Below are 12,690 nucleotides of genomic sequence, written 5' to 3' on the forward strand. Positions count from 1 at the left end.
CACACATCATAACAAGTATTATAATTATCAATTTTAATATAAATACTTTTTTGAAATAATAATATGATTAAAGCACAATAAGCTGTAAATAAATTTTCATTACACAATGAGTAAGTATATTTATTATTGATTTACTTCAAAATATAGTAATCAATTCTAAAAAAATAGTTTTTATGAGATAATCATAATATTATAAAAAAAAAGCTTCTCATAATTTATATATATTGAGAAGCTTTTTTATAATATTATTTTTTTATTTTTATTTTTTATACTAAATTAGTTGTAAATATTTTAAATATAATTATTTTAATAAATTTAAAGCTCTTTCTACTACATTTTCTACTGTAAATCCAAATTTTTCGAAAAGTAATTTAGCTGGTGCAGATTCTCCAAAATGATCTAAAGAAATAATATCTCCATCTAATCCTACATATTTATGCCATCCAAATGAAGATAGAGCTTCAACTGCAAGTCTTTTTCTGCATGCCATTGGAAGTACGCTTTCTTTATATTCTTTGCTTTGTTTATCAAATATTTCAAAACAAGGCATACTTACAACTCTTACATCTATACCTTTTTCTTCAAGTATCTTTGAAGCTTCATATATAAGTTCAACTTCAGAGCCTGTTGCCATAAGTATTATATCAGGTATTTCTTTCTTACTATTTTTTAATATATATGCTCCCTTTAATGCTTCTTTTGATGATTCTTCATATAAAGGTAAGTCCTGTCTTGTAAGCACTAATGCTGTTGGTCCATCTTCTCTAGTTATAGCTGAATACCAAGCTGCAGCTGTTTCTTTAGAATCTGCTGGTCTAAATACATGGAAATTTGGAATACTTCTTAATGCAGCTAATTGTTCAATAGGCTGATGAGTTGGTCCATCTTCTCCTACACCTATACTATCATGAGTAAGTACATAAGTTACAGGAAGCTTCATAATAGCAGATAATCTCATTGCTGCTTTCATATAATCAGAAAATACAAAGAAAGTTGCTACAAAATCCTTTAATCCTCCATGTATTGCTATACCATTTCCTATAGCAGCCATAGCAAATTCTCTTACACCAAAATGTAAGTTTGATCCACTTCTATTTTCTGCTGAAAAATCTCCTCTGTCTTTCATATATGTTTTATTTGATGGAGCTAAATCAGCAGAACCTCCTATAAGATTTGGAACTACTTTAGCTAATCTATTTATTATTTCTCCTGATGAAACTCTTGTAGCCATTTTTTTATCAAATTTCCAAAAGTCTTCATATTCTAATAAATTTACAGGAAGTTTTCCAGAATACCATAATTCATATTCTTGAGCTAATTCAGGATACTCTTTTTTATAGGATTCATAAAGATTATTCCATTCTTCTTCTTTCTTAATTCCTTCTTCTATTAAAGTTTTTATATGTTCTTTAACTTCTTTTGGAACATAAAAATCATCTTCATAATCCCATTTTAAAAATTCTTTTGTCTTTTTTACGTTTTCAAGTCCTAAAGGTTCTCCATGAACAGCAGCAGTACCTTGTTTTGGTGAACCATAACCTATTTGAGTTTTAATTATTATTAAACTTGGCTTAGTTTTCTCTTTTTTAGCTTCATCTATAGCTTTACTGATAGCGTCTACATTATTTCCATCTTCAACAGTTAAAACCTGCCAATTATATGCTCTATATCTAGCAGCTACATCTTCCCTAAAAGCTATATCTGTGTTTCCTTCTATGGATATATTATTTGAGTCATATAAAACTATAAGTTTATCTAATGCTAAAGTACCAGCAAGTGATGCTGCTTCAGAAGTTACACCTTCCATCATGTCGCCATCACCAGATAAAACATATGTATAATGATCTACTATATTAAATCCTTTTCTATTAAATTTGTTTGCTAAATAACTTTCTGCTAAAGCCATTCCTACTGCAGTTGCAAATCCTTGTCCAAGTGGTCCTGTTGTAGTTTCTACACCTATTGTATGGCCATATTCTGGATGACCTGGTGTCTTGCTACCAAGTTGTCTAAATTGCATTAAATCTTCTCTAGTAAGTCCATATTCAAATAAATGAAGAAGAGAATATAAAAGCATAGAACCATGCCCTGCTGATAATATAAATCTGTCTCTATCTTTCCAATTTGGATTTTTAGGATTATGCTTCATATGTTTTGACCAAAGTGTATAAGCCATAGGTGCTGCACCAAGAGGAAGCCCTGGATGCCCTGAATTTGCCTTTTGTACTCCTTCAGCTGATAATACCCTAATGGTATTAATAGCTAAATTATCAATATTATTCATTTATATCTACTCCTTTGCAAAAAATGTACAGTATATGCTTCTATAATATATTATACATTACTTGTTAAAAATAATTCAATGTGTTTATATTACAAATTTATTTATTTATATGTGTTTTTTTGTTCCTTTTATAATAGTTGAAAATGATTCCTCATTATACTCTTCCTCTAAAAAGCTTCCATATATTTCAATATCTAAAAATCCTGCTTTTTCAAACATTAACTTAAGCTCTTCTTTTTGTAAAGGTATAAGATCTACTGAATTTTTAAAACTTTCATTTTCCCCATTTTTATCAATTATAAGTTCCGTTTGAAATTCTATATTTCTTTCTTCATTTTTATAATTGTAATTTCTTATAAATTTAACTTTTTTAAATTTATTTTCAATAGTAGGAAGTGATTTTACATCATAGTTAATTATTCTATCATAATTAACTATCTGAACTATAAAAATTCCTTTATCACTTAAGACATCATAAACATCTTTAATAAAGCTTTGTATTTTTTCTTTATTTTTTAAATGTACTATGGAATTTCCTATACAATAAGCTAAGTCATATTTTTTATCTTTAAATTCATATTTTATTTCTGTCATATCTCCTGCAACAAAGTTAGCATACAATCCCCCCTTTTTCTTAGCAATTTCTATCATTTCTTCTTCTAAATCAATAGCATCTACCCTATGACCTTTTAAAGCTAAGGCAATAGAATATGTACCTGTTCCACAAGCTAAATCTAATACAGAAGAATTATTTTTTAAATTTTTACATAAAAATTTTAAAGTTTCTTCATTTTGTGGGAAAATATCATCATATACATTACTTAATTCTTTATAAAATTTCATATATTATCCTCCTACCCTTATTTTATTTGTTGTTTTTAAATTTATATAATTTATATATTTTTATATAAATACAAATTTTAATTAAAATTCATTGTTTAATAAAATAATTAAACATCCAATATGATATAAATTAATTTTCACTATAATTTATAATGTTTATTACTTTGTACTATATCTGTATATAGTTATCAATCATTAATAAAAATACTTTTTTGTTATATAATCATTAAAATAATAATCATAAATACTTTTTAATTATAACCATATAATATACTAATTATAATAAAAAATAAAGGTCAGCTTATAAAGCCAACCTTATGATAATAATACTCTATCACTTAAAAATTCTTTGCCTTGTATATTGTTGAAATTTTCAATAAGCTTTTCAACAGTTAAGCCTTTTTTATCATTATCTTTTATATCAACAACTATATTCCCTGTATGCATCATTATTAATCTATTCCCTAGTTTAATTGCGTGGTTTAAATTATGTGTTACCATAAGAGTAGTTATATCATTATCATTAACTATTTTTTCTGTTAAATCAATTATAATTTCTGAAGTTTTAGGGTCTAAAGCTGCAGTATGCTCATCTAATAAAAGAACTTTAGGTTTTTGCATAACTGCCATCATAAGACATAATGCCTGTCTTTGTCCCCCTGATAAAAGTCCTACTTTAGTATATAATTTATCTTCAAGCCCCAATTTTAATTCAGAAAGCATTTCTTTAAACATATTAACATTTTTTTTAGATATTCCAAAACTTAAATTAAATCTTTTCCCTTTGTTGTAGGCTAAAGATAAATTTTCAAGTATAGTCATATGAGAAGCTACTCCTTTTGAAGGATCTTGAAATACTCTCCCTAAATATTTTGAACGTTTATATTCAGGAACTTTATTTATTTCATTACCATCTATAATTATAGATCCACCATCTTCTTTTATAGAACCAGCTATTATATTCATAAGGGTAGATTTTCCAGCGCCATTACTTCCAATAATAGTTACAAAATCTCCTTTATTTACTTCTAAATTAAGTCCATTAAATAAATCATTTTGATTTACAGTATTTTTATTAAATGTCTTGTATAGATTTTGTATTTTTAGCAATAGCCTTACCCCCTAATGTAACTAATTTTTTATTTTTAAATCCGAAACTTTTCCCATTTAAAGATAGAGCTAATATTACAATTAAAGCTGTAATAAGTTTTAAATCTGTTGCTGGAAGTCCCATCTTTAATGCAATTGATATAGCTGCTTTATATAACATAGAACCTATTATAGTCATAGTAGTTGCCTTAATAATACTTACTTTTTTAAATATAGTTTCTCCCATTACTACTGCAGCCAATCCCATAACCATAGTACCTGTTCCCATATTTACATCTGAAAAGCCTTGATATTGTGCCATGATTGCTCCTGAAAATGCTATAAGTCCATTTGAAAGCATAAGCCCTAATAATTTTATGCTATCTTTGTTAACACCTAAAAGTGTTACCATTTGTTCATTATCTCCTGTTGCCGTCAAAATAAAACCAAGCTTAGTTTTCATAAATAAATCTAAAGCTAATTTTATAACTAAAACAATTATTAATAATATAATTATTGAGTAATCTGTTTTTGAAAAAATAGTTTCTTTCCCAAATAAAGGCACATTTGATTTAGACATTATTCTAAGATTTATAGAATATAAACCCATCATCACTAATATACCACTTAAAAGTTCTGAAATTTTAAGTTTTACATTTAAAACCCCAGTAACTAAACCTGCTAATGCACCTGTGAAAAAAGCTATAATACATGAAATAAAAGGATTCATACCTTTCATAAGACAAAGAGCTGTAATAGCTGCTCCTAAAGGAAACGTCCCATCTACAGAAAGATCTGAAAATTTTAATACTTTAAATGTTAAATATATCCCTAGTGCAACTATAGAAAATATTAATCCCTGCTCTAATGTGCTTATAAAAAGTTCCATATTAATTAACGCCCCCAGTTATCTTTTTTGCTTTATTACTTATATCTTCAGGTATATTTATATTTAACTTTTTAGCTGCATCTATATTAATAACCATAGAAAGCTCAGATAAAGTTGTAATTGGGATTTGAGAAACTTTCTTACCATTTAATATTTCAACAGCCATAAGTCCTGTTTGAAAACCTAATTTAAAATAATCTATACCATTAGTTGCTAATGCTCCTGATGCCACTTGTCCTTCTTCAGAACCTATGATAGGTATATTCTTTTTAAAACATGTATTGCTTATTAAAGGCATTGCAGAAACTACTAAATTATCCGTTGGAATATATAATACATCTATTTTATCTAATATTGAATTTAAAGCTTGGGTTATTTCATTGACATTATTTACTCCAACAGATACAAGTTCAAGGTTAAAATTTGGAACTGCTTTTTTTATGTTTTCCAGTTGAATTTCAGAGTTGCTTTCGCTTGAATTATATATTACACCCATTTTTTTACTATTAGGTAACAATTTTTTTAAAAGCTCCAACTGTTTTTCAATGGAAACATCATCAGAAGTACCCGTTACATTTGTATCTGGCTTATCTAAAGATTTTGTAAGACCAGCTTTTATAGGATCTGTTACAGCTGTTATAAGTATAGGAATATCCTTTGTAGCATTATAAGCAGCCTGTGCAGATGGTGTAGCTATTGCTAATATTAGATCTTCTTTTTGAGATACAAAATTCTGTGCTATAGTTTGAGCTGTTGCTATCTCACCTTGAGCATTTTGATAATCAATTTTTATATTTTTACCATCTTCAAATCCTTTAGATTTTAGTGCCTCAATAAATCCATTTCTGGCTGCATCTAAAGCCGGATGCTCAGTTACTTGACTTATTCCTATTTTTATTATTTTTTCTTTATTTGCTGATTTATCAGATGAAACCGCTGGAGTTTTAGAACATCCTCCTAGAATTGATACACTTAATAAAAGTGATGTTAGAATTGAAATTTTTTTACCTACCATACTACCATCCTCCAAAATTAATTAATATAAAATAAAAGCTCTCAAAAGGAGAGCTTACTTAACATAAAAGAACAAAAAGTAAAATTTTCTTAAACTACACTATATCTCCTACTAAAACTACCATTCTACAATTTTAATTATATTTAAAAATATCAATAATACTATAAATTTAAATATTAAATACTTACTTGTAAAAAAATTTATATAAATATAATCTATGCTACAAATTTATCACTACATATAAAAACATTACATTAAAAATAAATTATAGGCTAAATTTTATCATATATTTTTAACTATTTCAATATACTTTTACAATTTCTTAAATACAAAATATAATTTTATAACACTTAATATAATTATTACATTTATAGGTTGTATATATTTTTTCAATTAATAGAATTTAATAATTTCTTTCTCTCTTCTAAATTAAGATATGCACTATGAAAAATCTTCGCAAAAATAAGTAAACTTCTTTATATAATTTTAACTTTAGTATAGCAGAGTTAGCAAACTACGCATAAATTATGAATTAAAGATTAAATATTGACTCAAATTTTTAAATATCATACTATAAATATAGATATTCTGATTTTAATATCAAATATAATCAAAAATGATTTAATAAGGAGATAAAAATGAAAACTAAAGTATTTTTAATAAGACATGGTGAAACTGAATGGAATAAATTAGGCAAATTTCAAGGCTGTAACGATATAGAATTATCTAAAGAAGGTATTATACAAGCTACGTATTTATCAAGAAATTTTAATGGCAATTTTGATTATATATACACGAGTCCTTTAAAAAGAGCAGTACAAACAGCAGAAATTATTGCTGCAAGTAAACAAACTAAGCCTATTGTAGTTAAAGAATTAAGAGAAATAAATTTTGGTAAATGGGAAGGTCTTACAATAAAAGAAATATCAAATAATTTTCCAAAAGAATTTTATAACTGGAGAAATGATAAACTTGAGGCTCCTATATGCGGAGGAGATTTAAGTTTGAAAAATGCAAGTATACGAGCTAAAAATGCTATAAATAAAATTGTAACAAAGCATATGGAAAAGAAAATTTTAATAGTAGCTCATGGTGGAATAATAAAAGCTGGACTAATTGGACTTTTTGAATGGGATATGACAATGTACCATAAAATCAATTTAGGGAATACTTCAATTTGTGAAATAGATTTTGATTATGATTTAAATCCAACTATAATTAAAATAAATGATACAAGCCATATACCAAATAATTATATTATTAAATCATACGTATAATACTTTGAGCTAATTTTTTATCTTAAATTCATAAGTCCTAGAGGGATTAATCTGCAACAGAACCATCATATAAATTATAATGAGCATAACTTATATATTAAAATACTAACTAAATAATAAGTAAAAAGAGGGTTCTGTACTTGTAAATAAAAAGATCCGATTAAAATGACATCTCACCTTAATCGGACTTTTTATATCGTATTCTATTTTACTGGTGCTGGAGCTTTTACAACAATTAACTCTAAAATAATAGATATTGGTACAGGTACTGAAATCATGTCAGAATATCTCATTCTGACTAATCCACTAAATATTACTGCTATAGATATATCTGAAAACATTATATTCTTCCGTCTATTGAAATAACAGCTAAAATTATGTGTAAATACTTTAAAATATCTACAATAATAGACAATGAAGAAATGTATTTTATTAATGGAATCAAAAAAATAAAATTTAAAAACACTACCATGAAAATTGGTAGTGTTTTTATACCAAGCTTTTTATTTTCTTTTAGCTAAATAACTTTTCTTTTTATTAATAATTCTATAATTATTAAAGCAAAAGCTCCACCTACAAGTGCAGTTATAAGTTGAGGAGTACTCATACTTATTGATAATGCCTTAAGCACCTTAGGTGGAAAATTTAAGCCAAAAAGATTTATTAATTTAGTAGAAGCAAAGGTTAAAAAAGCATATTTCCCTATTGCTCCAAGAATAATTCCAATACCTCTTTTTAACAGTTGTCCTTCCATAAATAATGAAAATAAAAATACAAATAAAAAATTCCCGATTATAATAAATGGTATAAATGGAGCTAAAGGAGTTGCAAGTTGACCAACAAGCCATGCTAAAATAGGAGTTAAAATTCCTACTCCTACACCCCACCACTTACCGCAAATAAAAGCAGTTAATATTAAAATACAATTAATTATCGGACCTACTAAAAATTGATTAATCTGTGGTATATTTCTACCTATTATTTGAAATATGATACCCATTGCTAATAGTAAAGAAGCTTGAACTAATTTTTTTGTGTTAATGTTCATTTTTATATCTCCAATCTTTTATATTACTTTTATTATGTTTCCGGTATTGTTATATATAAATTTTTCTTTAAATTCATGTTTGATTTCTTTAGCAGCTTTTTTTGTACATTATACATTCCTTAATCTTCACGTACTTAATTGTTCCTTCTCCATTTGCATACTTTATTATTCCAACATTTCTTGGACACATAAAATGTTCAATTACTGTGTCAGTATAATTTTCTGGAAACAAACAATTAAATCCATTACTTTGTAGTTTTACACCATTTTGTGCAAAAATCTGCCTTTTTACTGCACATAACCTCATCTGAACCGCAAACAGGACAGTTATATTTATCCTGCTCATAGTTTATTTCATATACATTCCCACAATTAAAGCATTTAAATTTACAAAATGTTGCCCTATAATTTCCGCCATTTATCCTTATAGCATTTCCTTCTGTCAAAGCTATAGCTATCTTTTTTCTGGCACTATCAATAATATTTTGAAAAGTTTGCCTTGATACCTGCATTCTATCAGCACACTCTTCTTGATTTAGCTCTTCAATATCCTTAAGCCTCATTGCTTCAAGTTCTTCTACTTTTAATACTATTTCTTCAATCTCGCATTTAGGCTTACCCCATGGAACAAAATAAGTGTCCTCTGGAAAAAATTCTACTCTTCTAAATTTTGTTGGTCTTGGCATTTTAATTCCTTCCTATATTTTTATTTAAATTTTTATTTTATACTTTCTTTTAAAATATCATCTTCATTATCTGATAAAATTGCAATCTTGTTTTCTTTATCAATTTTTATAACTTCATCTATTAGAAGCTCTACACCTGCATTTGTAAGCATTGAATCTGGTATTCTATTTTTACTTGCATACTTTAATGTTCCAAAAATATATGGTATCCCACAAGGAACCATAACTGTTTTATTTTTTCTTACAAGTACTACACTTTTATCTGCATATACTTTTTTAGCTATTGTAGCAGTAATTATTCCCCTGCACTTCCTCCGATTACTAAAATATCTGTATTAATCATTACTATTCTTCCAAATCTTTTATTATATTTTTTACTATAGGGTTAAAAATCAATTCAAGACTTTCATTTACGCTTTCATACCAATGCTCACTCAAATTGCTTATACTATTTAGCATAGGAAGTTCTCCTAATAGTTTTAAATTCATTTCATTTAAAAATTTCTCTGTACTTTCGCCATTAAAAAGTTTTATTTTTTTACCACAATCAGGACAAGTTATATAACTCATATTTTCAATAACACCTAAAATGTTAATATCCATTTTTCTTGCCATATTTACAGCCTTTGATACTATCATAGAAACAAGATCCTGTGGCACAGATACCATAACTACTCCATTAATTGGAATAGATTGCATTACTGTTAATGCAACGTCACCTGTTCCGGGAGGCATATCAATTATTAAATAATCAAGTTCTCCCCAAAGAACATTTGTCCAAAATTGCTCAACTACACCTGCAATCATTGGTCCTCTCCATATTACAGGATCATCTTCCTTATCTATTAGGAAATTTAGTGACATGACCTTTATTCCATCATAGTTTTCAACAGGTATCATCATTTCTTCAAGTACTTCAGCTCTTTTACCTCTTAATCCAAGCAGCCTTGGAATACTTGGTCCTGTTATGTCAGCATCTAATATGCCCACACTATACCCAAGCTGCTTTAAATGTTTTGCAATGAGTACAGATATTGAAGACTTACCTACACCACCTTTTCCACTCATAACACCAATAATTTTTTTTACATTGTTTAATGGATTATTTTTAATCATACAGCTTTCCTTATCCTTTGAGCATCCATCATTTGATGGACATGTACTGCATTCTCCCATAAAATCATCTCCTAAATAAAATTTATTATTAGCATTTGCCAATTTCATATTACATCTATTTTTAGTTATTGTCAAATGCCAATTATAAATATCTTTAATTCGTAATACAAAAAAATAAAATAATAAAAATTAAGAAATTATATTTACCTAAGAGGTTATGAAAATATAATTGATAAATACGAAATTATGGGAGTGTAATTAGATTTGATTTTACACAAAACTAATTACACTCCCATAATTTTATACATTAGGTATAGATCTATGACCTATTCCTATTACTAAATCATTTAAATGTAAAACACCTATACTCATAAAAATTGCAACACTTAGATGTTCCCCACTTCTTGCTATGCCTATTTTCCCTCCAACATTTAACCCATTAGCTTTAGAAGCTACCTGCATAATAGCCTCTCTTGCAGCACCAATAACAGCTCCATCATGAACATGACAATCTTTTATTATGCCATTTCTTTTAGCGGCCACTAAAGCTCTTTCCATTATTTTAGTAATTGAATTATTTAAATTTCCACCTACATCTACAGCTACAGTTAATATTCCTTTTTCTTTAAATTTACTTTCCAATTCTTTTTCTTCTTCTCTTGATGATATAGCAAGCTCTATTGAAGCTTTAGCTACTGCTATACTGTCAATAATCATTTGTATCACTCCATCTAAATTTTTATTTTTAATAAGTTTAATATTAAATTTATTATTTTATGATTAACCAACAATAAGCTGTAAATTAATTTCCACTATACAATTTATAATGTTTATAAATTTCTATTATATTTATATATAATGGTTAAAAGACTTTTTGAAAGATAATCATTTTATATTTTTATTTATAACTTAATTGTATTATAATGTATTATTAAATAAAAGAGAAAAGGTAAAAAGAATTTTAACTTTTTACCTTTTCTCTTTTATTTATGAACTTTGTTTTTAAACTATACCTTGATACATCATAGCATCTGCAACTTTTAAAAATCCTGCAATATTTGCTCCTACTAAAAGATTACCTTTAAATCCATATTCTTCTGCAGTAGCAACACTTTTACTGTGTATATTTACCATTATATCTTTTAATTTTTTATCAACTTCTTCAAAAGTCCAATTCATTCTCATACTATTTTGAGACATTTCAAGAGCTGAAACTGCAACACCACCTGCATTACTTGCTTTAGCTGGTGCAAAAAGAACATTATTTGCAAAATATACCTCTACTGCCTCTAAAGTTGATGGCATATTTGCTCCTTCTCCTACTGCTTTAACGCCATTTTTAACTAATGTAAGCGCAGCTTCTTTATCAATTTCATTTTGAGTTGCACAAGGAAGTGCTACATCGCAAGGAATATTCCATATTCCATTGCAGCCTTCATGATATTCTGCAGAAGGATGATATTTAATATATTCGCTTATTCTTCCTCTATTTACTTCTTTAATATTTTTTACAGTTTGTACATCAATACCATTTTTATCATAAATAAATCCATTAGAATCACTACAAGCTAAAACTTTAGCCCCAAGTTGTTTAGCTTTTTCCATAGCATAAATAGCCACATTTCCTGATCCAGATACTACTACTTTCATACCGTCCATATCCATGCCATTACTCTTAAGCATTTCTTCAACAAAATAAACCAATCCATATCCAGTTGCTTCTGTTCTAACTAAACTTCCTCCAAAAGTAAGTCCTTTACCAGTAAGTACTCCAGCATCATAAGAAGAAGCAATTTTTTTATACTGTCCAAATAAATATCCTATTTCTCTTCCTCCAACTCCAATATCTCCTGCTGGAACATCTATGTTTTCTCCTATATGTTTATAAAGTTCCGACATAAAACTTTGACAAAATCTCATAATTTCTCTATCTGACTTACCTTTTGGATCGAAATTAGAACCTCCTTTTCCGCCACCAATAGGAAGACCTGTTAATGAATTTTTAAATATTTGTTCAAAACCTAAAAACTTTATAATGCTTAAATTTACTGTAGGATGAAATCTTAATCCACCTTTATAAGGTCCTATAGCACTATTAAATTGTATCCTATATCCTCTATTTACCCTAACTTTACCATTATCATCTATCCAAGGTACTCTAAACATTATTTGCCTTTCAGGTTCTACAATTCTTTCAAGTATACCTTCTTCCATATACTTTGGATTTTTGTCAAATACAGGAATCAATGTTTCTAAAACCTCTTCTACAGCTTGAAGAAACTCATGCTGTCCTTCATTTTCTTTTTTTACTTCGTCTAAAACTTTGTTTACGTACTCTTTACCATTCATAATAGCACCCCTTTAATTTTGCAAGTTTATATCATATATTATTGCACTTTTTATAAAATAGTGCAACAAAAAAATACAAAAAATCTCAACTTGA

At 27.4% G+C, this 12,690-nt stretch carries 13 protein-coding genes; 1 reads left to right on the top strand and 12 read right to left on the bottom strand.

The annotated features are described in order from the left end of the window. Positions 1–301 precede the first annotated feature (301 nt). From tkt to B5D11_RS07615, 5 genes are all read right to left on the bottom strand, one after another. Positions 302–2,284, bottom strand: coding sequence for a transketolase (gene tkt / locus B5D11_RS07595; RefSeq protein ID WP_078682450.1), 1,983 nt, complete (start codon positions 2,282–2,284; stop codon positions 302–304). A 105-nt stretch (positions 2,285–2,389) separates the two neighbouring features. Then, the gene (locus tag B5D11_RS07600) at positions 2,390–3,127 is read right to left on the bottom strand and encodes a class I SAM-dependent methyltransferase (protein WP_078682451.1); all 738 of its coding nucleotides are present in this window, start codon (positions 3,125–3,127) and stop codon (positions 2,390–2,392) included. Positions 3,128–3,442: 315 nt separating this feature from the next. Further along, entirely contained in the window at positions 3,443–4,237 is a 795-nt protein-coding gene (locus tag B5D11_RS07605) for an ABC transporter ATP-binding protein (protein WP_078682452.1), read from the bottom strand. Further along, positions 4,203–5,105: an ABC transporter permease gene (locus B5D11_RS07610; RefSeq protein WP_078682453.1), complete on the bottom strand. Its 903-nt coding sequence runs from the start codon at positions 5,103–5,105 to the stop codon at positions 4,203–4,205. Before B5D11_RS07610 ends, B5D11_RS07605 begins: the two co-directional genes overlap by 35 nt. 1 nt (position 5,106) lies before the next feature. Further along, positions 5,107–6,120: an ABC transporter substrate-binding protein gene (locus tag B5D11_RS07615; RefSeq protein ID WP_078682454.1), complete on the bottom strand. Its 1,014-nt coding sequence runs from the start codon at positions 6,118–6,120 to the stop codon at positions 5,107–5,109. Positions 6,121–6,758: 638 nt separating this feature from the next. Here B5D11_RS07615 and B5D11_RS07620 point away from each other — a divergent pair. Beyond that, positions 6,759–7,397: a histidine phosphatase family protein gene (locus B5D11_RS07620; RefSeq protein WP_078682455.1), complete on the top strand. Its 639-nt coding sequence runs from the start codon at positions 6,759–6,761 to the stop codon at positions 7,395–7,397. 203 nt (positions 7,398–7,600) lie between these two features. Here B5D11_RS07620 and B5D11_RS12650 read toward each other — a convergent pair whose 3' ends face one another. The 7 genes from B5D11_RS12650 to gdhA all read right to left on the bottom strand — a co-directional run bounded on the left by B5D11_RS12650 (position 7,601) and on the right by gdhA (position 12,596). Further along, complete coding sequence (locus tag B5D11_RS12650; protein ID WP_164850153.1) at positions 7,601–7,738, bottom strand: hypothetical protein; 138 nt, start codon at positions 7,736–7,738, stop codon at positions 7,601–7,603. A 176-nt stretch (positions 7,739–7,914) separates the two neighbouring features. Beyond that, complete coding sequence (locus tag B5D11_RS07625) at positions 7,915–8,445, bottom strand: ECF transporter S component (RefSeq protein ID WP_078682456.1); 531 nt, start codon at positions 8,443–8,445, stop codon at positions 7,915–7,917. A 245-nt stretch (positions 8,446–8,690) separates the two neighbouring features. Next, positions 8,691–9,131, bottom strand: coding sequence for a DUF134 domain-containing protein (locus tag B5D11_RS07635; RefSeq protein ID WP_078682457.1), 441 nt, complete (start codon positions 9,129–9,131; stop codon positions 8,691–8,693). A 32-nt stretch (positions 9,132–9,163) separates the two neighbouring features. After that, complete coding sequence (locus B5D11_RS12655; RefSeq protein ID WP_180376976.1) at positions 9,164–9,355, bottom strand: hypothetical protein; 192 nt, start codon at positions 9,353–9,355, stop codon at positions 9,164–9,166. 121 nt (positions 9,356–9,476) lie between these two features. Continuing rightward, entirely contained in the window at positions 9,477–10,307 is an 831-nt protein-coding gene (locus B5D11_RS07645; RefSeq protein WP_078682458.1) for an Mrp/NBP35 family ATP-binding protein, read from the bottom strand. 240 nt (positions 10,308–10,547) lie between these two features. Continuing rightward, entirely contained in the window at positions 10,548–10,964 is a 417-nt protein-coding gene (locus B5D11_RS07650) for a HutP family protein (RefSeq protein ID WP_078682459.1), read from the bottom strand. A gap of 285 nt (positions 10,965–11,249) precedes the next feature. Beyond that, positions 11,250–12,596, bottom strand: coding sequence for an NADP-specific glutamate dehydrogenase (gdhA, locus tag B5D11_RS07655; protein WP_078682460.1), 1,347 nt, complete (start codon positions 12,594–12,596; stop codon positions 11,250–11,252). Between the last annotated feature and the right edge of the window lie 94 nt (positions 12,597–12,690).

Origin of the sequence: Clostridium sp. USBA 49 (assembly GCF_900167505.1) — a bacterium.
In the GTDB taxonomy this organism is placed as follows: domain Bacteria; phylum Bacillota; class Clostridia; order Clostridiales; family Clostridiaceae; genus Clostridium_AT; species Clostridium_AT prolinivorans.

Excerpts from the sequence above, each read along its gene's own strand:
- B5D11_RS07600 (WP_078682451.1), bottom strand. The coding sequence starts at position 3,127 with ATGAAATTTTATAAAGAATTAAGTAATGTATATGATGATATTTTCCCA.
- B5D11_RS12655 (WP_180376976.1), bottom strand. The coding sequence starts at position 9,355 with ATGGTTCCTTGTGGGATACCATATATTTTTGGAACATTAAAGTATGCA.
- B5D11_RS07635 (WP_078682457.1), bottom strand. The coding sequence starts at position 9,131 with ATGCCAAGACCAACAAAATTTAGAAGAGTAGAATTTTTTCCAGAGGAC.
- B5D11_RS12650 (WP_164850153.1), bottom strand. The coding sequence starts at position 7,738 with ATGTTTTCAGATATATCTATAGCAGTAATATTTAGTGGATTAGTCAGA.
- B5D11_RS07615 (WP_078682454.1), bottom strand. The coding sequence starts at position 6,120 with ATGGTAGGTAAAAAAATTTCAATTCTAACATCACTTTTATTAAGTGTA.
- B5D11_RS07645 (WP_078682458.1), bottom strand. The coding sequence starts at position 10,307 with ATGGGAGAATGCAGTACATGTCCATCAAATGATGGATGCTCAAAGGAT.
- B5D11_RS07610 (WP_078682453.1), bottom strand. The coding sequence starts at position 5,105 with ATGGAACTTTTTATAAGCACATTAGAGCAGGGATTAATATTTTCTATA.
- tkt (WP_078682450.1), bottom strand. The coding sequence starts at position 2,284 with ATGAATAATATTGATAATTTAGCTATTAATACCATTAGGGTATTATCA.
- B5D11_RS07620 (WP_078682455.1), top strand. The coding sequence starts at position 6,759 with ATGAAAACTAAAGTATTTTTAATAAGACATGGTGAAACTGAATGGAAT.
- B5D11_RS07625 (WP_078682456.1), bottom strand. The coding sequence starts at position 8,445 with ATGAACATTAACACAAAAAAATTAGTTCAAGCTTCTTTACTATTAGCA.
- gdhA (WP_078682460.1), bottom strand. The coding sequence starts at position 12,596 with ATGAATGGTAAAGAGTACGTAAACAAAGTTTTAGACGAAGTAAAAAAA.
- B5D11_RS07650 (WP_078682459.1), bottom strand. The coding sequence starts at position 10,964 with ATGATTATTGACAGTATAGCAGTAGCTAAAGCTTCAATAGAGCTTGCT.